The sequence below is a fragment of the Streptosporangium carneum genome (genome assembly GCF_027922005.1).
In the GTDB taxonomy this organism is placed as follows: Bacteria; Actinomycetota; Actinomycetes; order Streptosporangiales; family Streptosporangiaceae; genus Streptosporangium; species Streptosporangium carneum.
The window spans coordinates 262,821-281,524 of the sequence record NZ_BSEV01000001.1; the positions used below are offsets into that span (position 1 = coordinate 262,821).

23 protein-coding genes are annotated in these 18,704 nt (G+C 70.4%); 9 read left to right on the forward strand and 14 right to left on the reverse strand.

Annotated features, from left to right (window positions below):
* Positions 1-25: 25 nt before the first annotated feature.
* Positions 26-1,468, reverse strand: coding sequence for a DUF7059 domain-containing protein (locus PKF00_RS01190; protein ID WP_271215431.1), 1,443 nt, complete (start codon positions 1,466-1,468; stop codon positions 26-28).
* Positions 1,469-1,599: 131 nt separating this feature from the next.
* On the opposite strand from PKF00_RS01190, the gene PKF00_RS01195 reads away from it, so the two are divergent.
* Complete coding sequence (locus PKF00_RS01195) at positions 1,600-1,911, forward strand: hypothetical protein (RefSeq protein ID WP_271215432.1); 312 nt, start codon at positions 1,600-1,602, stop codon at positions 1,909-1,911.
* Between the two features lie 45 nt (positions 1,912-1,956).
* Here PKF00_RS01195 and PKF00_RS01200 read toward each other — a convergent pair whose 3' ends face one another.
* A complete protein-coding gene (locus tag PKF00_RS01200; protein WP_271215433.1) occupies positions 1,957-2,559 on the reverse strand; it encodes a TetR/AcrR family transcriptional regulator in 603 nt (200 codons plus the stop codon).
* Between the two features lie 131 nt (positions 2,560-2,690).
* The gene (locus PKF00_RS01205) at positions 2,691-3,230 is read right to left on the reverse strand and encodes a GNAT family N-acetyltransferase (RefSeq protein WP_271215434.1); all 540 of its coding nucleotides are present in this window, start codon (positions 3,228-3,230) and stop codon (positions 2,691-2,693) included.
* 87 nt (positions 3,231-3,317) lie between these two features.
* On the opposite strand from PKF00_RS01205, the gene PKF00_RS01210 reads away from it, so the two are divergent.
* Entirely contained in the window at positions 3,318-3,800 is a 483-nt protein-coding gene (locus PKF00_RS01210) for a winged helix-turn-helix transcriptional regulator (protein ID WP_271215435.1), read from the forward strand.
* 33 nt (positions 3,801-3,833) lie between these two features.
* On the opposite strand, the gene PKF00_RS01215 is transcribed toward PKF00_RS01210, so the two are convergent.
* Positions 3,834-4,472 (reverse strand): VC0807 family protein, encoded by a 639-nt coding sequence (locus tag PKF00_RS01215; RefSeq protein ID WP_271215436.1) that lies wholly within the window; start codon positions 4,470-4,472, stop codon positions 3,834-3,836.
* Positions 4,473-4,655: 183 nt separating this feature from the next.
* On the opposite strand from PKF00_RS01215, the gene PKF00_RS01220 reads away from it, so the two are divergent.
* The gene (locus tag PKF00_RS01220; RefSeq protein ID WP_271215437.1) at positions 4,656-5,444 is read left to right on the forward strand and encodes an SURF1 family cytochrome oxidase biogenesis protein; all 789 of its coding nucleotides are present in this window, start codon (positions 4,656-4,658) and stop codon (positions 5,442-5,444) included.
* Between the two features lie 75 nt (positions 5,445-5,519).
* On the opposite strand, the gene PKF00_RS01225 is transcribed toward PKF00_RS01220, so the two are convergent.
* Together PKF00_RS01225 and PKF00_RS01230 are read right to left on the reverse strand one after the other, a co-directional pair.
* On the reverse strand, positions 5,520-6,206 hold the full coding sequence (locus PKF00_RS01225) for a hypothetical protein (RefSeq protein ID WP_271215438.1): 687 nt from the start codon (positions 6,204-6,206) through the stop codon (positions 5,520-5,522).
* A gap of 284 nt (positions 6,207-6,490) precedes the next feature.
* A complete protein-coding gene (locus PKF00_RS01230; RefSeq protein WP_271215439.1) occupies positions 6,491-7,228 on the reverse strand; it encodes a hypothetical protein in 738 nt (245 codons plus the stop codon).
* Positions 7,229-7,274: 46 nt separating this feature from the next.
* On the opposite strand from PKF00_RS01230, the gene PKF00_RS01235 reads away from it, so the two are divergent.
* The gene (locus PKF00_RS01235) at positions 7,275-8,012 is read left to right on the forward strand and encodes a tyrosine-protein phosphatase (RefSeq protein WP_271215440.1); all 738 of its coding nucleotides are present in this window, start codon (positions 7,275-7,277) and stop codon (positions 8,010-8,012) included.
* A gap of 225 nt (positions 8,013-8,237) precedes the next feature.
* Positions 8,238-9,434 (forward strand): amidohydrolase family protein, encoded by a 1,197-nt coding sequence (locus PKF00_RS01240; protein ID WP_271215441.1) that lies wholly within the window; start codon positions 8,238-8,240, stop codon positions 9,432-9,434.
* A 250-nt stretch (positions 9,435-9,684) separates the two neighbouring features.
* Here PKF00_RS01240 and PKF00_RS01245 read toward each other — a convergent pair whose 3' ends face one another.
* Together PKF00_RS01245 and PKF00_RS01250 are read right to left on the reverse strand one after the other, a co-directional pair.
* Positions 9,685-10,029, reverse strand: coding sequence for a YkvA family protein (locus PKF00_RS01245; RefSeq protein ID WP_271215442.1), 345 nt, complete (start codon positions 10,027-10,029; stop codon positions 9,685-9,687).
* A gap of 621 nt (positions 10,030-10,650) precedes the next feature.
* Positions 10,651-11,151 carry a hypothetical protein gene (locus tag PKF00_RS01250; RefSeq protein ID WP_271215443.1) on the reverse strand — a complete coding sequence of 167 codons (501 nt, stop codon included), beginning with the start codon at positions 11,149-11,151 and terminating at the stop codon, positions 10,651-10,653.
* A gap of 367 nt (positions 11,152-11,518) precedes the next feature.
* Here PKF00_RS01250 and PKF00_RS01255 point away from each other — a divergent pair, with 367 nt between their 5' ends.
* The 3 genes from PKF00_RS01255 to PKF00_RS01265 all read left to right on the forward strand — a co-directional run bounded on the left by PKF00_RS01255 (position 11,519) and on the right by PKF00_RS01265 (position 13,240).
* Entirely contained in the window at positions 11,519-12,097 is a 579-nt protein-coding gene (locus tag PKF00_RS01255) for a DUF5753 domain-containing protein (RefSeq protein ID WP_271215444.1), read from the forward strand.
* Positions 12,094-12,333 carry a DUF397 domain-containing protein gene (locus PKF00_RS01260; RefSeq protein WP_271215445.1) on the forward strand — a complete coding sequence of 80 codons (240 nt, stop codon included), beginning with the start codon at positions 12,094-12,096 and terminating at the stop codon, positions 12,331-12,333. The genes PKF00_RS01255 and PKF00_RS01260 overlap by 4 nt, the downstream gene beginning before the upstream one ends.
* 88 nt (positions 12,334-12,421) lie before the next feature.
* Positions 12,422-13,240, forward strand: a complete 819-nt coding sequence (locus PKF00_RS01265) for a nucleotidyltransferase domain-containing protein (protein ID WP_271215446.1) — start codon at positions 12,422-12,424, stop codon at positions 13,238-13,240.
* A gap of 150 nt (positions 13,241-13,390) precedes the next feature.
* On the opposite strand, the gene PKF00_RS01270 is transcribed toward PKF00_RS01265, so the two are convergent.
* From PKF00_RS01270 to PKF00_RS01280, 3 genes are all read right to left on the reverse strand, one after another.
* On the reverse strand, positions 13,391-14,809 hold the full coding sequence (locus PKF00_RS01270) for an amidase (protein ID WP_271215447.1): 1,419 nt from the start codon (positions 14,807-14,809) through the stop codon (positions 13,391-13,393).
* A gap of 800 nt (positions 14,810-15,609) precedes the next feature.
* The gene (locus PKF00_RS01275) at positions 15,610-16,170 is read right to left on the reverse strand and encodes a hypothetical protein (RefSeq protein ID WP_271215448.1); all 561 of its coding nucleotides are present in this window, start codon (positions 16,168-16,170) and stop codon (positions 15,610-15,612) included.
* Positions 16,167-16,490, reverse strand: coding sequence for a hypothetical protein (locus PKF00_RS01280; RefSeq protein ID WP_271215449.1), 324 nt, complete (start codon positions 16,488-16,490; stop codon positions 16,167-16,169). The genes PKF00_RS01275 and PKF00_RS01280 overlap by 4 nt, the downstream gene beginning before the upstream one ends.
* Between PKF00_RS01280 and PKF00_RS01285 the strand changes: the two genes are divergently transcribed.
* Positions 16,483-16,713, forward strand: a complete 231-nt coding sequence (locus PKF00_RS01285) for a hypothetical protein (protein WP_271215450.1) — start codon at positions 16,483-16,485, stop codon at positions 16,711-16,713. The genes PKF00_RS01280 and PKF00_RS01285 overlap by 8 nt on opposite strands.
* A 93-nt stretch (positions 16,714-16,806) precedes the next feature.
* Here PKF00_RS01285 and PKF00_RS01290 read toward each other — a convergent pair whose 3' ends face one another.
* The 3 genes from PKF00_RS01290 to PKF00_RS01300 form a co-directional block, all read right to left on the reverse strand.
* Complete coding sequence (locus PKF00_RS01290; RefSeq protein WP_271215451.1) at positions 16,807-17,223, reverse strand: VOC family protein; 417 nt, start codon at positions 17,221-17,223, stop codon at positions 16,807-16,809.
* A gap of 5 nt (positions 17,224-17,228) precedes the next feature.
* Entirely contained in the window at positions 17,229-17,609 is a 381-nt protein-coding gene (locus tag PKF00_RS01295) for a helix-turn-helix transcriptional regulator (protein WP_271216331.1), read from the reverse strand.
* A 277-nt stretch (positions 17,610-17,886) separates the two neighbouring features.
* A complete protein-coding gene (locus PKF00_RS01300; RefSeq protein ID WP_271215452.1) occupies positions 17,887-18,663 on the reverse strand; it encodes a bestrophin-like domain in 777 nt (258 codons plus the stop codon).
* Positions 18,664-18,704: the final 41 nt, after the last annotated feature.

The window sequence follows — 18,704 nt, forward strand, 5'->3', positions numbered from 1 at the left end:
AGAGATATGCACAGCCTGTGGATAATCACCCTGTGGATATGTGGAAAAATCCCTCGGCGAGCAGGGGCCGCAGTCCCTCGGGAGCCTTCGCCCGCAGGTCGTCCGGGTCCTCGCCGGTGAGCTCCGCTATCGCCGCGAGCAGCGGGTCCAAGGGGTAGTCGCCGTCGCAGACCCCGGCGAGAGCCGCCTCGACCGTCCCCACCGTCGCGGTACGGCGCAGCCCCCGCGTCTGCCTGAGCACGATCCTCGACGGGTCCTCCGCGCCCGGCGGGCCGACCCGCTCCTCGAGCACGCCCGCCGCCACCGCGAGCCTGGCGCCCAGGAGCTCCTCGTCGGTCAGGCGGTGCGTCGCGCCGATGGCGGCGAGCACCTCGTCCACGTAGTCCCCCACGGGAAGCTCGACCCGCTGGCCCAGTTCCTCGATCCGGACCACCGGGTCGAGGCTCCCGGAGTCGTACAGGCTGATCCAGCCGAAACCGACCCCGGTGACGCCCATGGACTCGAACCATCCGAGCCAGTCGTCATAGAGCTCCCGGTAGCGGGGGGTGCCCTGCTCCGCGGCGTCCCTCAGCCACAGCTCCACGTACTCGGCCGGGTCCTGGACGTCCCGCTGCACCACCCAGCCGTCGCAGCTGGTCCCCGCCAGCCATCCGCCGACCCTGTCCCGCCAGTCCTCACCGTCGACGTGCAGCCAGTTGGCCAGGAGCTGGCAGGTGCCGCCGGGGGAGAGGAAACGGGGAGCGAGCCGTACGAGGTCGCGGCAGAAGCCGTCGGCCTCGAAGCCGGACTCCCGGTAGGCGAACCGGCCGCGAGGAGAGATCACGAACGGGGGGTTGGAGACGACCAGGTCGAAGCGCTCGCCCTCGACGGGATCGAACAGGGAGCCCTGTCGGGCGTCGACGCCGTCGACGCCCGACAGGGCCCAGCTCAGCCGGGCCAGCTCGAGGGCGCGGGGGTTGACGTCGGTGGCCACGATCCGGCGCGCCCGATCCGCCAGGTGCAGCACCTGGACTCCGCACCCGGTGCCCAGGTCGAGAGCGCGCTCGACGGGACGGCGCGAGACCAGCTGGGCCAGGTTCGCCGACGCCCCTCCCGCGCCGACGACGTGGTCCTCGCGCAGCGCCGGGTCGCCCGGCCTGACCTTGCGGTCGGAGACGACGTAGCCGCCCGTCTCCCATGGCTGCAGGTGGACCGCGGAGGTGACGAGGCCTCCCTCGACGGTCACCAGCCCCGCGGCGGCCAGCCCGTCCACCGGGAGCCATCCGGGCGCCTCGACCGGCGCGCCCAGCCACCACAGCCGGATCAGCGTGCCGAGCGGGTCGCCGTCGCGGGTGGCGCGCAGCGCGGGCACCGTCTCCTCACGGGCGAGTGCCGTCGCGGCGACCTCGCCAAGGCGCTCGCGAACACCGTCGATCGTGTAGCCGGAGTCGAGCAACAGCTCTCTGAGGCGGTCAGGAAGATCGTTCACAGGGCCATCCTCTCGTACGGCACCCCAGGTGATGAGACCGTTACAGACCGCCGTAAGCGTTCTGCAAGCGGACCTCAAGTGAGAGGCGGTACTTATTTACTACCGCACCACCCTGTTCCAAAGGATCCAAGATGTTGATCCCCTGCTTCGCATGTGAGTCCCGTTTCCGTCCTGACGAGTATTTCCGCGCCTGCCACGACTACAACCGGGGCAAGGATCTGGTCGCGTGGACCTGTCCTCGGTGTGGAAACCAGGACGAGCTTCGGGTCCTGCCGGGCGAGCTGGGGTTCGGCTACCCACGTCGCGGCAGGTTCGACGTCAGCGACAGGGTGCGTGTGCCAGGTCTGCGGCGGCAGCGCCAGGACCTGCGACTGGACATCTCGCTGGACCGGAAGGTCTGGCGGGTCCCCTCCCGGCTGCGACAGCTGGCGGGAGCGCACTGAGACCGCTCCGGCCCGGAGGAGCCCCCGTGATCCGGGCCGGAGCACTCAGAGAGACTTGGGCTGCTGGCGCAGGCTCTGCCAGGCGGCCTCGCACAGAGCGGTGATCTCCTCCTGCGTCGGCTGGTGGGCCCCGGCGAACCACAGGCGGCACATCTCGGTCGCCGGTCCGAGCCAGAGCACGTAGCACATGGTGGTGGGGACGGGCTGGAGCAGGCCGCCCTTCATGTGCGGCCGCCACCAGTCGGAGACCTGCCTGAAGAAGGCCCTGCGCGACTCGGAGACCTCGGGACCGCCCGGCTCGTCACGCTTCGGCGGCCGCTCGCTGATCAGCAGGTGGGCCCGCTCCCGGTTGTCGCCGCACCATCTCATGTGCAGCTCGACGATGGCCTCGATGCCCTCCTGCGCGCCCTCGTGACGCCGCAGCTCGCCGAGGAACGCCTCCTGGTAGAGCCGCAGGGTGTCGGCGTAGAGCACGCCGAAGACGTGTTCCTTGCTGGCGAAGTGGTGGTAGAAGCTGCCGACGCTGACGCCGCTCTCCTCACGGAGACTGGCCAGCGTGGTCGCCGAGACGCCGTCCTGGCTGAATCGACGCAGCGCTCCCTCGATGATCCGGGTACGGCCGTCGCGTCCGTTCTTGGCACTCTTCACAGTGTCAATGGTGGGGCAACAGAACCTTGTTCCGCAAACGTTGTCGGAAACACCAGCGGACGGGTCGATCATAACGTCCCGCCGCCGGCGACCACACGCCTCGACATGCCCTGTCGAGCCCCGGGGCGGGATCAGCTTCGGGGTTCGACCGGCGCGGCCACCTCGACGACCCCGCAGGAGACCCTCATGGCCGCCTCGGGCCACAGCCTCCTGACCATCGCCAGGACCCTGCGGTTCTCGCCGAGCACGTCCATCGTCACGGTCCCGACGCCGTTGACCGACGCCCGGCGCAGCAGCCTGCGGACGAGACGGGAGCCGAGCCCCCGCCCCTGCCACTCGTCGGCCACGACCACGGCGATCTCGATCTCGGCCGCCGCGCCCGCCACCCCTGCGCCCCTGACCCCCATCGCGTGACCGACGACGGTCTCCCCCGTCACGGCGAGCAGCGCGTCCCTTCGCTCGTCGACCGCGAGCAACGCCCTGACCATGCTCGCGCTCGGGACGCCCACATCGACGAGGAAGCGCAGGTGGCGGGTCCGCGCCGACAGCCCCGTCAGGAAGCGGCGGATCGCCTCCTCGTCGCCGGGCCGGGCGGGTCTGATCTCGACGACGTCACCGGGCGGGGTCCGCGCCGGAGCGGGGCACGCGAGCACCGGCTGAGTTCGCATCATGGACTTAGGGTCGCGCCGGACATCTGGGTATGTCAACTAGACTTAGCTGACGTTGGAGGTGACGCCGTGGCCCCCTACGATGCGGACATGAGCGAGGCGGCCCTCGGCGACGCGCTCCTGCGCCCCGACAACTGCTCCATCGAGCGCGCCCTGGCCATCGTGGGCGAGAAGTGGACGTTCCTGGTGCTCAGGGAGGCGTTCGCGGGCGTGCGCCGGTTCGCCGACATGCAGGCGGCGACGGGAGCCCCCCGGCAGATCCTCAGCGCCCGGCTGACACGGCTGGTCGCGGAGGGGCTGCTGCGCAAGGTCCCCTACCGCGAACCGGGCCAGCGCCAGCGCGACGAGTACCGGCTGACGCAGATGGGCCTCGACCTCTTTCCGATCCTGGTGGCGCTGATGCGGTGGGGCGACCGCCATCTGGCCGACCCGCAGGGCCCCGCCGTGCTCCTCACCCACCGCGACTGCGGCGCGCCGGTCGAGCAGTACTTCCGCTGCGCCGACGGCCACGAGGTCTCCGGCCCCAGAGAGATCACCCCGATCCCCGGCCCCGGCGCGCCGCGTCCGCGGTGACCGGCGCGCTCTCCCCGTCGGGCGCCGGAGGCCCTAGCGCTCCAGCGCGCGCAGACAGCGCCTGAGGCTGAGCACCGAGATCACTCCCGCCCCGCCGAGCAGCACCGCGACCAGTGAGGTGCGCACGACGAGGTAGGTCTCCACGCTCTGGCTGAGCAGCAGCCACACGCTGAGAGAGGCGTTGAGGAACTGCGCACCACCCCACAGCATCGACTGCCCCAGGAAGAAGCGGCGCATCCGGGGATGCTCCAGCAGGTGATCGGGGAGCGGCACCAGGTCGGTCGCCACCCGTTGCACCAGCGGACGCCGCAACGGCGCGGTGAGCAGAAAACCCATGCTCGCGCAGAACACCCCGAGACAGGGCTGCAGGAAGAACAGCACCGGACTCCCTGTCGCCGCGGCCAGAACCGCCCTGACCGTGATCGTTCCCGCGGCCAGGAGCACGGTGCCGGGCACCGGGCTGCGCTTGACGAGCCGCCAGACGATGCCGCCGTAGACCCACGCGACCGCGACCGCGAGCGCGCCGTACAGGCCGAAGAACACCAGCCCGGCGTAGAAGACCGCGACGGGGAGGATCATGCCCTCCAGCACCCGGGGAGCGGCGTGCCGAAGCAGTGCGCCCAGACGGGGCAGTGCGACCGGAGCGGTGGGAGGCGACAGGAGCAAAGTCATCGGGCGCGAGCTCCGGGGGTGGTGGAACGGTCCGGGGGGACGGATCCATCTGACCGTACGCGATGTCCGGAGTGTCCGACAGCTTTTCTGGAACATCGGCATCGGGGGCACTGGAGCGTCCCGCCGCGGCAAACGACGCACTCGGGGGAGAGGGCGGTGCGTACGGTGCCTACCCTTGGGAGCGTGTACCGGTTCCTTCTGACTCCCCGATGGCTGGCGCTCCACGTGGTGGTTCTGCTGGTCATCCCCGCCTTCGTGTTCCTGGGCCGATGGCAGTTCGGACGTTTCGAGGAGCGGTCGACCAGCAGCCACCAGACCACCGCCAACCTGTCCGCCGCCCCCGTGCCCGTCGAGACGCTCACGGCACCGGGCGGCGGCGTGCCGGCCAAGGACAGATACCGGTCCGTGACGGTCAAGGGCACCTTCGACGCGACCCACCAACTGCTGGTCCGTCGCCGCGTCCAGGACAGCGTGGTCGGCTTCTACGTGCTGACCCCGCTGGAGACCGGTGAAGGCCGGGGGGTGCTGGTGAACCGGGGCTGGGTCAAGGCGGGCGCGACGGCGGACGCCTCCCCCGAGGTCCCCCCGCCGAGCACGGGTGAGGTGACTGTCACTGGACGGCTACAGCCCAGTGAGACCGAGGAGTCCTCGGGCATCCGGGACAGGAAGGGCCTTCCTCCCGGGCAGGTCCTGCTGATCAACACCGAGGCGATCGGGCGGGGCCTGCCGTACAAGCTGCTCGGCGGTTACGTGGACCTGACCGCGCAGTCACCCCAGGCCGCCGCGGCGCCCGCGCCCGTCCCCGCGCCGGACGTCGGCGGAGGCGGCGGCCTCAACCTGGCGTACGGCGTGCAGTGGTGGCTGTTCATCGGGATCGCGGTCGGCGGCTGGGCGCTGCTGATCCGCAGGGAGGCCGCGGACCTGCGGGCCGAGGCCGTGAAGAAGGAGCAGGCCGAGCCCGTCGACGCGTAGGCCCTCCCGCGACCACCCGGCAGCCTTCCGGCAGGCTCTCCGACCACCTCGGCGCTCATCCGGCAGGCTCCGCGGCTACCCCAGCACCCTTCTGGCAAGCTCCCCGACGCCCATGGCGGCGGCCACGGCGACCACGGACAGCAGGATCGACATCAGGCAGCCCGTCCCGCCGCCCAGCCTCCGGGTCGGCCGCGGTCGCCGCCCGCGCCGGTACCACAGCGGCCTGGGTTCGAGCAGCAGGAACGCGAGCGCGCCGATCTGGCCGGCGGTGAACATCCAGAACCACGCCCACCGGTTGCCCAGCCTTGGCGTCGAACCGAGCATGATCAGGAAGGTCAGCCCCCAGGCCAGGCCCACCCAGCCCAGGCCCAGGCGCGGGGGCACCTCGAACGGCCAGCGGATGAGCCCCCGGGACGACGTGCCCGTCTTCCGGTCCACCCTGGCCACGGCGGCGGCGTCGCGTCCGAGCCGCTCGACGGTGTAGCTCCGCTGCCCGTCCCCGACCGGCGTCCGGTCGATCCTGTGCCAGATCAGCGGCCCCTCCGACCACGTCAGCTCGTAGATCTCGCCTGTCTCCTGCTCCGGCGTCGACGTCCGGTACTCGACGCTGGAGACCCGGCCCGCGGCCAGCGCGGCGCGGAACTCCGGCAGCGTCCTCGGCGAGGGCGACAGGCTCAGCGCGACGACGAGGGCGCCGCCCAGGAGCGCGAGCAGCAGCACGATCCTGACGACGAGCCCGGCGATCCGCCAGCCCTCGCGCACCTCCGCCGGCTCGCTCCGGCCCGTCGCCCCCGGCCCGTGACTCGTCGTACCCGGCCCGTTCTGATTTTTCGCGTCCGGCCCGTTCTGGCTTTTCGCGTCCGGTCCGCCCCCGCCGGTCGCATCCGGCTCGTTCAGCTCTTCAGGACTTGTCGCGTCCGACCTGCTCCGGCCCGCTAAATCCGACTCATCCTCGGGTAACTCACTCGGCTCGCTCCGGCGTGACTCACCCGATTGACCGGATCCGCCAGGCTCTTCCCCGCCTAAGGTCATACATCCTTACTACCTCACGTCCAGGCGGCGACCATGCCGAGACCGAAGAAGATCGCCACAGCGAGCGCGAACCCCTGTGTCCCGTCGAGCCTGGGCCGCGTGGGCAGCGCCTCCTGCGGCCCGCGCCACAGCGGATACGGCTCCAGCAGCACGTAGAGCAGCGATCCGCCGACCAGGAACATCCACAGCCACGCCCAGCGGCTGGCCAGGCGGTTGTCCCCACGGGTGAGCATCAGCAGCCAGGCCAGCAACTCGGCGGCGACGGCGAGCGGCGCGAACGGCTCCCACCAGCGGGCGTACGCGGGCGAACCCATCAGCATCCCGGCCAGGCCGAACCGCTGGAACCCTCCCGAGCGCGTGATCTCCACCGACGGGTCGGCCGCCGCCCGCACCCTGTCCAGGAACTCCGCCTGACGACGCTCAAGCACCGGGCGGACGAGCCTGGTGGTCACCGGGTCCCAGACGTCGTCCGGCGGGTCGAAGTAGGCCTCGTTCCACGACAGCGGGCCGTTGGCCCACGTCAGGGTGCCGTACGCGGGCCAGTCACGGTCGTAGACGATCTCGGTCACGGTGCCCGCGCGCAGGTCGGAGACGAGCTCCTCCGCGCCGCGCAGCGTGGGATCCTGGTTCAGGTGGACCACGACGGTGGACAACGCCAGCACGAACAGCAACACGAGGCGCGCGCCGTACGGGACGCCCTTCCACGCCGGAGCCGTGCTCCACGCCGGAACCACGGTGTGCCCGCCCTGCATGTCCGCCCCCATCGCGAGATGTCCGCCGCTGGATAGATTAGGGCGCGTGACGCGGCACATCGAGTACGCACGGCTGCACAACTTCAGGGACGTGGGCGGTTACCCGACCGAGGACGGGCTCCAGGTGCGCTGGCGACGACTGTACCGGTCCGACTCGCTGCACTGGCTCGCCGACGACGACCTCGACAGGTTCCACGCCCTCGGCGTCCGCACGGTGATCGACCTGCGTCACCCGGAGGAGGTCGAGCGCAGGGGCCGGGCCCCGCACGGGCCCCGCTACCACAACCTCTCGGTCGAGCACCGGGGCTGGAACTTCGAGCAGTACGACCCCGAGGCGGGGATCGCGAGATTCTTCGCCGACCGCTACCGCGAGGTGACCCAGGACGGCAGCGGCGAGATCAGGCAGGCGCTCGAGGTGATCGCCGACGCGGACAACGCGCCCGTGGTGGTCCACTGCGCGGCGGGCAAGGACCGCACCGGGGTGCTCACGGCGCTGGTCCTGCGGCTGCTCGGGGTGTCAGAGGAGAACGTGATCGCCGACTACGCGCTGACCGGCCTGGCCACGCCCAGGGCGATCGCGTTCTGGAGGCAGCGGAACCCGGGCGAGCCGCTGCCGTGGCCCGGTTTCGGCCAGGCGCCCGCCGACGCCATGCGACTCTTCCTGACCGAACTGGGCTCGGTGCGTGACTACTGCATGACGACGCTCGGCGTGAGCGAAACGCTGACGAACGCCCTTCGCGGACATCTTTTGAAAAATCCCGTTATTCAGCCGATCCAGGGGTAGAGGCACGCTTCGAGACCCGCCGCGAGCGGCACCCTCGGCAGGCGGGTCCCCGTCCCCGGGGTCGCCGTTTCCCCCTCCAGCGGCCCCGGGGCCCACCCGAAAGTGCGTCGGAGCGCGACCGAAAGAGCGACAGGGCATGACCGGGACAGCGGTGAGCCGACACAGATACCAAGCGGATATCTTGCAGGTTGTTCAGTGTGATGTCAGCGACGTACGGTTTACCGCGTGACTACGCCGCTGCTGCCCGACCCCGAGCCACGGCGGCGGGACTATGTGATCATTTCGGCCGACGACCACCTGATCGAGCCGCCCGACATGTTCGAGGACCGGCTCCCCGAGAAATACACCGATCTCGCCCCCAAGGTGGTGGAGACCGACTCGGGTCACCAGGTCTGGCGGTACGGCGGCGCCACCTACCCGTGCGCCGGTCTCGACGTGGGCGCCGGGCTGCCCCGCGAGCAGTGGACGCTCGACCCGGTACGGTTCGAGCACATGCGTCCCGGCTGCCACGACATCGAGGCCCGGGTCGAGGACATGGACCGCGCCGGCATCTGGGCGGCGCTGTGCTTCCCCGGCATGCTCGCGGGCCAGTCGGGGATGGTCTTCGCCAAGACCCGCGACCAGGACCTCGGCCTGGCGGTCCTGCGGGCGTGGAACGACTGGCACGTCGACGTCTGGGCGGGCACCTACCCCGAGCGGATCATCGCCCTTCAGCTCCCCTGGCTCACCGACCCCGAGATCGCGGCCAAGGAGATCAGGGACAACGCGGCCAGGGGGTTCAAGGCCGTGCTCTTCCCCGAGTTCCCCACGCGGCTGCGGCTGCCGTCCATCCACAGCGACCACTGGGACCCGTTCTTCCAGGCCTGCGAGGAGACCGGCACCGTCGTCTGCCTGCACACCGGTTCGGCCTCCTGGACGCCTGTCCCGTCCACGGACACCCCGATCGAGGCGATCACCACGCTGATGCCCGCGAGCGCCATGTTCGCCTGCGCCGACTGGCTCTGGTCCGGCGTGCCGCTGCGCTTCCCCGCGCTGCGGATCCTGATCGTGGAAGGCGGCGTCGGCTGGCTGCCGATGCTGGCCGAGCGCGCCGACTACGCGCTGGACCACCCGGTCGCGGGCGAGGCGTCGTGGGAGGGCGGCCTGAAGCCCAGCGAGGTCCTGCGCCGTAACTTCTTCTTCGGCACCCTGAATGATCATGCTTTGTCCGGTGTGCGCTTCGCGGTCGGCCTGGAGCACGTGCTGCTGGAGAGCGGATATCCGCACTCCGACTCCACCTGGCCGGACACCCAGAAGGCCGTCGCGTCGAACCTGGGCAACCTGCCGCCCGCCGACATCGCCAGGGTGGCCTACGGCAACGCCGCCCGCCTGTTCGGCCACCCTCTGCCGTCACGGGCATGGCTCAGGATGGAGACACTCTGACCCGGGTGGAGGTCTGCTCGGGGTGGTCGGTCAGGGCTGGTGCGGTGACCGCACACCTCCACCGAGTTCCCTCCACCGGGTTCGCCGTGTTTTCAGGCGCCGGTACGGCGAGTGCTGACACGGACATGTCCGGCGCCTTCGAACGGCGCACGACCCGGCGAACGTCCCCGGTCACAGCACCAGGTGGTCCGGCCAGGGCCCGGGGGTCTCGGTCAGGGCCTGATGGTCGGTCAGGATCTGGATGGTCCGGTCAGGAGGGGAAAGCCCTGGCCTGGATGTTCCTGCGCTCCCAGTCAACGTAGCGCCCGCTCTCACCGAGCAGCGAGCCCATCAGCCAGAGGAAGACGCCGAAGTCGTCCGCGACTCCGACGAGCGCCAGGAAGTCGGGGATGACGTCGATCGGCGAGAGGATGTAGACCACGCCGAGTGCCAGCATGCCAAGCTTGCCCTTGGACATTCCGGGGTAGTGTCCGCGCGTCGTCGCGCCGATCATCTTGGGGATGGCACGCAGTCTGGCGCCGAGGCCCGGTGAGCCCGGCTGTGACACCTGCTTGTAAGCCCGCCACGCCTGTGCCGCACGCGCCGCCTTCACCATGTGAACCCTCCTTGGGGGAGCACGCTCGTCCAACGGCCTTCTACCCTGCCGTCTTGAGATATAACGCGTACCCTTCTTGCGCGGTTCCCGGCCATTCAGGCGTGTTCGCGGGTTCGCGCTCCGGGGGAGCTGGAAAAGCTACGCCCTCTCGAGAAGAGCCCCCACCCGTGGGACGCCGGCTTCGGTGAGGCAGTCGATGCCCCCACCCTCACACCTGGGCAAGTCCCCACGAAAGCTATGTCGGGCAGACAAGCCCCCGCCCTCTCCTGTCCACTTCCGTCCCCACCCGGCTCCCCACACCCACACCCACACCCAGCATGGAACACCTCAGACCCACACCCAGCATGGGACACCTCAGCCCCCAGCATGGGACACCTCAGGGCGCCGGAGCGGCGAGGGGGGAAGCGGGCCTGATCGGCGCCGGTGAACGGTGGGCAACCCGGCGAACGGGTCCATCTCACGTCATCGCTCGCCTTCGGCAGGCTCGTCCGCCAATGCTGGGACCGGAAACGTCTGCCGGGCCGCGCGGTCATTCGCCGAACGCCGAAGACGTCCGCGACAGGCGACGCAGGCGGCGACACTCCCTCTGTGTCATGCGGTCCGAGTGCGGAACCGCTGCGCTCACGTTCCGACGACGATGGCGACGATCATCGCGACGAGAAGGGGAGTGCCCAGCGCGCCCGTCCAGATGATCGCCTTCCTGGAACGCGTCATGAGCGCACAGAGGAACGCCATGGCAGCCAGCCCGAACGCGATGCCGCTGGGCACCAGGATCGCCCGCCACACGCCGCGTTCCCCTGTGGGCAGCACCCGGTCCCCCTCGGGAGTCAGTACGCCCGCGAAGACCTCGCCCACCTCCACCTCCGGGACGGTGTCGACGACGATCGGCTGCTTCGACCGGTCGTCGAACACGAAGTGCACCTCGCAGTCGTAATTCGTGCGCCTCGACCGCCCGGTCCCCACGGTGTAGGGCTCGCAGGACACGACGGTCGCGGTGCCGGGCGTGCCCTCGTGACCGAATGCCGCCTTCAACTCCACCGTGACGACCCCGGCGAGCGCGACCATCAGCCAGATGAACAGCCCCGTCGGAATGACCAGGCACAGCACCATCCCCACGGTCATCCCGATTCCGAAAGGCTCCTGCGCCTTGACCGACGCCGATCGCGATCCACGGGCCGGGATCTTCCTCGGCGGCCGGTTGGCCACCCCCTGATGGGGACGGCGTGTCCTGGTCTTCCTCGCGCGGCTCACGTCCTCCACTCTGTGCACCGGCACTTGAAAGCCACCTGTGATCGACTGGTCCGCGAGAAGGCCCGGCCTCAGCGGCCGGGGCGGCCGTTCAGCGCAGGAGTGACGTCGAGCCATCCGGCAAAAAGTCCTGGTTCAGCTTCTCGACCTGTACGGAGCAAGCGCCGTCGAAACGCAGGCCGTCCTTGACCTCGCACGCGAAGCGAACAAACGAGGATGGTGGCACACCTACGGTGACGCGGTGCCGCCGTGGTTTCAGGTCTTCATCGGCCTCGAAGCGGAGGCTGCGTCGATCCAGACGTACCAACCGCAACTTGTTCCCGGCCTTCTTCAGAGCGAGGCGTACGCGCGTGCCGTGATCGAAACCGACCAACCCGGCATCTCTGACGAGGAAATCGATCGGCTCGTCGGCCTCCGTCTGGCGAGGCAGAGGATTTTGACCCGGCCGAATCCACCCGCGTTGTGGGCGGTGATGAGTGAAGCAGCTCTCAGGAACACGATCGGCGGCTCTTCCATCATGCGTGAGCAGCTTCTCAAGCTCTGCGACACCCGGCGTCTCGGTGAAGTCACCCTTCAGATCCTGCCCTTCACCCGAGGCGCCCATCCTGGCATGCTCGGCCCTTTTCACCTGTTGGAGTTTCCCCGCCCCTCCGACATCGACGTCGCCTATGTCGAGTACCTCACAGGTTCTATTTATCTAGAGAAAACAGAAGAAGTGCGCAGGTATAGACTCGTTTTCGACCATCTTCGCGCGGCCGCCCTGCCGCCGAACGAGTCTCTTGCGCTCATAGGCGCGGTCATAGAGGAGATGACTTCGTGACCGTAGGAAAACCCACGCCGAGTGACTGTCCAGAACTGCATCAGGCTGTCTGGCGCAAAAGCAGTTACAGCGGCAACGGCGGTGCGGACTGCGTCGAGGTGGCTGACAATCTTCCCCGGGTCGTGGCGGTCCGGGACAGCAAAGACCCTCACGGTCCGGCCCTGATGTTCTCCCTCGCCGGGTGGCGTGGGTTCGTCGACGGCGTCAGGGGCGGCGAGTTCGACGACCTGGGCTGACCGCGTCACCTCATGTCCGAGAAACGGAGAAGCAGGTGGGCAGTCCGAGATCGGCGTCGGGCGTGATCGTCCAGAGGCGGCAGCCTCTGTGACCGGCCACGCCCCGACCACCGCGCTCCTCGACCGCTTCGTCGCCGACGTCGCACCGCTCGTGCCGCTGACGTCGGTGTGGGCGCACGGATCACTCGCCGGAGGCGACTACCAGCCGGGCCGCAGCGACCTCGACCTGATCGCCGTCCTGCACCGGCCCTGCGCTCCCGAAGAGGAGCGACGTCTCACCGAGGCTCACGAACGGCTGGGCGCGGCCGTGCCGCTCGCCGCGAAGCTCCACTGCAGTTACGCCGTCGTGACGGAGCTGGACGACCCGGAACGCCCCCATCTCACCTGGGCCCACGAGGAGATCATGCGGCGGCCGATCACCCCGGTGACCCGGCGCGAGCTGCACGAATTCGGGCTGGTCCTGTACGGCGGGCCCCCGGCGTCCGTGCTGCCGCCCGTGACCGACGAGGAGCTCACCGAGTTCGTCGTCAGGGACCTGAGGGAGTTCTGGCGTCCGCATCTCGACCATCCCGAGCTCTGGCTTCATGACATCTGGGTGGACGCCGCCCTGCTCACCCTGGCCAGGGGCACGGTGACGCTGCGGGACGGAAGACTCGTCACCAAACGTCAGGCCCTCGCCGTGCTCAGGGAGATGCGGGCTCCGGCACGGGTCGTCGACGACGTCGAGCGCCGCCGCTACGGCCCGCCCGGCTCTCCCGGCCAGGACTCCCATGAGACTCGGGGCACCCTGGACGACGCGCGATGGCTCGCTGATCGGGCGAGCCTGACGCTCGGCTTCCTCACCTCCGAGATCGACGCGATCATGGCCCGCCACCCCGTCGTGCCCACCCCGGATCCGTGTCCCTGACCCCTGCTGTGAAGCGGGGTTCAGGCCCTCACCATGGCGATCTCTCTCAGGCGACGGGACGCTTTTCCCGCGACCGATCAGCTGAGCGGCTCAGACACCTCGCCAGACCGCCGGACCACCGACCCGCCCCTGGGAGTGGCCCGCGAGCGGTCACCGCCTGATCGCGGTGTGGCGGAAGGGGCCAGCGGCCTCGATCTGGGAGGCGATCCTGATGAGGAGGTCCTCCCTGCCCGCCGCCGCCACGAGTTGGACGCCGACCGGCAGCCCCTCGGCGGTCCGGTGCAGGGGCAGGGAGATCGCGGGCTGGCCGGTGGCGTTGATCGGCGAGCTGAAGGCCACGGCCTGGTTCGTACGGCCCCGCGCCATGCTGACGTCGTCGGCGGGCAGCCAGCCGAGGGGGAAGGGCGCGACTCCGAGAGACGGTGTGAGCAGCAGGTCGTGAGACTCCCACCAGGCGGCCATCCGGCGGCGGAACCCGTCGATCCAGTCGCGGGAGGCCACATAGTCGACCGCGCCGAGCTCGCGGCCCGTCGCCCCCAGGATCCGGTTGCGCGTCTCCAACTCGTCGAGGTCGACGGGCTTGCCGCGCCAGCGGCCGATCTCCTCCAGGTCGGCCGCCACGTGGGTCGCGACGACCGTGCCGAAGTGCAGCGCGAAGTCCTCGTCCGCGAACGTCTCCGGGCCGCCCGGCTCGACGTCGTGGCCGAGCGACTCCAGCAACCCGGCCGCCCCGATCACGGCGGCCGCCAGGTCCGGGTCGGCCAGGACCGTTCCCCTCGGGTGCTCGGCCAGGAAGCCGATCCGCAGCCGTCCGGGGTCAGCCCCGACCTCCTCGGCGAGGGTCCGGGGCCAGGCGGGCGCGCCGTACGGGTCGCCCGGCATCGCTCCGGCGATCACGTCGAGGGTCGCGGCGCTGTCCCTGACCGTACGGCAGAGCATGCCCGGCGCGGAGAACCCCGCCCAGGCCTCGCCGAGGGACGGCCCGTAGCTGATCCGTCCCCGGCTCGGCTTCAGCCCGACCAGCCCGCACATGCTCGCCGGGATCCGGATCGACCCGCCGCCGTCGCTGCCGGTGGCCACCGCGACCAGGCCCGCCGCCACCGCCGCCGCGGATCCGCCGCTCGACCCGCCCGGGCTGTAGGCGGTGTCGTACGGGTTGCGTGTCGGCCCGAACGCCTTCGGCTCCGTGGTGATCGTGGTGCCGAACTCCGGGGTGTTGGTCCGCCCCAGGACCACGAACCCCGCCCCGCGCAGCTTGGCCACGCCGTAGCCGTCCCGCGCCACCTCGACCCCGTCGAGCACACGGGACCCGGCGCGGTACGGCTCTCCTGCCATGCTCCAGCCCAGGTCCTTCAGCAGGGTCGGCACCCCGTGGAAGGGGGCGTCCCGAGGGAGCGCGTCGATCTCCGCCAGCGCCCGCTCGAACCTGCGGTGGACGACCGCGTTGATCTCCCCGTCGTACGCCTCGATCCGCGCGATCGCCGCCTCGGTGAGCTCTCTCGGTGAGACCTCGCCCGTCCGCACGGCCGCCGCCTGACCGACCGCGTCGAGCTCGAACAGGTCGTCCAACGCCCCACTCCTTGCCGTCGTGCCAGGGGCCGACACTCCCTGCCGTCATGCCGGACGCTGGCTTCCGTGCGGCCCGACGGCCGGGATCACGCTCCCGGAGGGGAGCTGGGCATCGGCCTGTCGGGTCCCCGTCGCCCACATACTTCCGGATCGCGGCCTGGCGTGTGTCACGGCCACGCGCTTCCAGGGCCCGGTCTTTCCGACTTCACGGACGCGGTCTTTCGCCTCCGGCCTTCCGGAACACGGTCTGGTGCGTGTCGGGGCCCGTGTCGCCTCCGTGTCGGTCATCGTGCGACCGGGCGATCACGGGGCCGCTCCGGGAAGCCACTCGGCGAGTGGTCTCCGGCACGGAGCCCTGGGCGGGAAGGACGGGTCACGCCACTTCGGCGACACGTCAACATATCGGTTCCGCCAGGGATTCCATTACTCTCCCGTGACCCTCTGTTAGATGTTAGAACGTTTATGTGACGAAAAACCGGTGCGGGAAGCGACGACAGGCACTTCTTGGTGCGGCGGTGCTGGCGACCTGTGTGGCCGTCCCGGTGACGGCGGGAGCCGTGGTCGCGTCGGCCGACGTCCGAGATCTCTCCGACCGGTGTCTGGCGGCCGGTCTGAACGGGACACTCGTCAGTCTCTCCGCGTCGATGTGCGACGCGACGGGCGTCCCCTCCGCGGGAAACGGCCTCCCGTCTTCCGGGAGCGGCCTGGACGGCGAGGAGACGCGGGCCGGCGGTCAGCCGGTCGGCGACCCCCGGCTCCCCGCGGACGCCGCCTCCCCGTCGCGGAGCGCGAGCCCTGCCTCAGAAGGCGGAGCACCGGCAGAGGTCAGGGTCACACCGGAGCCTTCCCCTGAGTCCGCTCCTTCGTCCGGGACAGCCGCCGGGGGCGACGACGGACTCGGCGTCGATCTCGATCTCGGCCTCGATCTCGGCCTCGGAGGCGAGGACGGGGACGGAGCCGAGGCGGAGGTCAAGGTCGGGGTCGATGCCGCCCCTGAGCCCGAGTCCGGGGGCGGGGGCGGGATCCAGGCCGAGATCGGAGCCAAGGCAGGGGTCGGGGCCACTCCCGGGGTCGAGGTGGAGGCCGGGGTCGACGTCGGAACCGGAGCCGAAACGGAGGCCGGGGACGACGATGGGAACGGGGACGGGATCAAGGTGGGGGCCGAGGTCGGAGTCGGGTCCGGCCTGGAGGCCGAGGTCGGGGTGGAGGTCCGAGTCGGGTCCGGGGGGCGTTGCCGCAAGGGCGTGCTGGGGTCGCTGCTCGACCTGTCGGCGCCCTGTGGCCCGGTTCCCAGGATCGTGAAGCCTCTTTCCTGCCTCGGTGTCGTGTCGGTGCTGCTCGGTTCCGACTCCTCGTGTCACGAGTCGAAGCCCAGCGCGACGGCGACGCCCAGTCCGGCCCCCACACCGACTCCCGCACCGACTCCCAGTCCGGCCCCGACGCCGGCTCCCAGTCCCGTCCCCACCGTCACGCCGACACCCGCACCGACGCCGACGCCCCCGCAGACACCTGAACCGCAGACACCTGAACCGCCGTCGCCGTCCGCGTCCGTTCCCCTGCCCTCCACGCCCACGCCGTCGCCTCCGGCGACTCCGGAGCCTCCCGCGCCCACGCCGCCCGCCCTCCCGTCCGTCTCCCCGCCCCCGCGTCCCCTTCCCGCCGACACCCCGCCCGTGGTCATCGCACTGCCGACCCCGAGCCGCTCGCCCAGCCCGTCTCCGAGCGACACACCGACCGCCACGCCCTCCGACCCGGCTCTCGCCCTGCGCGGGCAGCGGATCCTCGACCGCTTCGCCGAGCGGCGGCACGGAACCGACCGCAGGATGGTCATCCTGGTGCTCTTCACCGGCGTCATCTCGGTGACCGCCATCGCCATGCTCAGCCGCAGAGCACGCAGGCGGTGACCGTGGGCCGTACGGCCCGGCGCTCCGGGCGCGGGCCGTGACCGGGCGCCTCGGTTCACCGGCGGGGGAGCGCCCGGTTCACCGGAGCGGAGCTCACTGCGTACGAGGCTGGCGGAAGCGCACCATGTTGCCGGAGGGATCGCGGAAGGCGCAGTCGCGGACGCCGTACGGCTGGTCGATCGGCTCCTGCAGCACCTCGCCGCCCGCGGCGCTGATGCGCTCGAAGGTGGCGTCGCAGTCGTCGGTCATGAAGATGACGCCGCGCAGATGCCCCTTCGCCAGCAGTTCCGCCACGGCCTCCCTGTCGGCGGGCGAGGCGTTCGGGTCCGCGAGGGGCGACTCGAGGACGATGTCCACGTCGGGCTGCGACGGCGCGCCGACGGTCACCCACCGCATCCCCCCGTACCCGACGTCGTTGCGCACCTCCAGGCCGAGAACGTCCCGGTAGAAGGGGAGCGCCTTGTCATGGTCGTCGATGGCGATGAAGCACTGTGAAAGCTTGATGTCCATGCGTTTCACGCTAGAGGTGGGGCGGCGGACTTCGCTTCTCCGTTCCTGATCGGTCGCGTGTGGATCTTGGAGATGCAGGCCGGGATCGCGGCGCCCTCGTCATGGCGGCGGGCCCGGTACGAGCTCGGGCTCTCGCCGACCAGCTCGGTGAACCGCGAGCTGAACGACCCCAGCGATGTACAGCCGACCTCGAAACAGACCTCCGTCACCGTCAGGTCACCCCGCCGCAGCAGCGCCTTGGCCCGCTCGATCCGGCGCGTCATCAGGTAGCTGTACGGCGTCTCGCCGAAGGCGGCGCGAAAGCTGCGGGAGAAATGCCCCGGCGACATGAGGGCGACGCGCGCCAGCGCGGAGACGTCGAGCGGCTCCGCGTAGTCGCGGTCCATCAGGTCGCGGGCCCGGCGCAGCCGGACGAGGTCTTCCAGCGTCACACGACCACCATGCCACAGCGCCCGGCGGCGTCTTCGTCGGCCCGGCGGCCGTGAACGTCACGATCCACGGCCGGAGGGTCGGCGAAGCGATCCCACGACCCGTGCCGGTCCGGGCGGTGTGGAGGAGGGCGGGAGCGCGAAGGGCCCGGGGCGGCGTGGAGGAGGGCGGGAGCACGAAGGGCCCGGGGCGGGGATCCGCCGCCGGGCCCTGTCGGGTGCTCGGAGGAGTCGCTCAGCCCGCGGGGAACTGCGCCGGGAACTGGGCGTCGATCTGGTCGTACTGCTTCTGCACGGCCACGAAGTCGTCGGGGCCGACCGCGCCCAGGCCGTTGAACGGATGGCTGATCAGCATGATGAAGCCGATCCCGATGACGACCACGCTCACCCGGACCAGGTCACCGACGATCGACGCGCCCGTCGGCCTGGTCCCGACCGTCCAGGGGAGCACGACGACCAGCAGTCCGGAGATGAGCATCGAGATGACGAAGATGCTCTCCAGGCCCGTGTTCGCGTCGTCCGCCCGCACCGCGCGGGCGTGGGCGATCTCGGAGACGTGGCTGACGGCGTTCTGCTGGAGGACCTTGCTCTCGTCGCTCGCGGGCCTGAGCCTGATCACCTCCGCGCGCATGTCCTCGAGCACCTTCGTGGGGACGGGGGACATCTCGCCACGGGCCATGAGGGGCCAGTCGAGGGAGACGCTCTTGGCGGAGTAATCCCGGATCCTGGCCCGCAGCGGCGCCGCCTCGGGGATGGGGGCGACCGACCAGTACATCTCGCTGAGCGTCTCCGTCTCGGCCTGGACGTCGGTCTGCGTGGTCGAGATGGCGTCCCGGCAGAGCACCACGGCGTAGGCCAGGACCAGAAGGTAGACGGCGAGTGCGAGGTTGGCGGCGAAGTCGACCGACGCCGAGCCGTGATCCTCTCCCTCGCGGCCCTTCCGCCTGAGCACGAGAAGCGCGATCAGCGTGATCGCGACGGAGACTACCACCAGCACGCTTATCCAGCCCATGAGACTCCCTCGAATCGGCCATGAAGGTAACTACCGAGGGT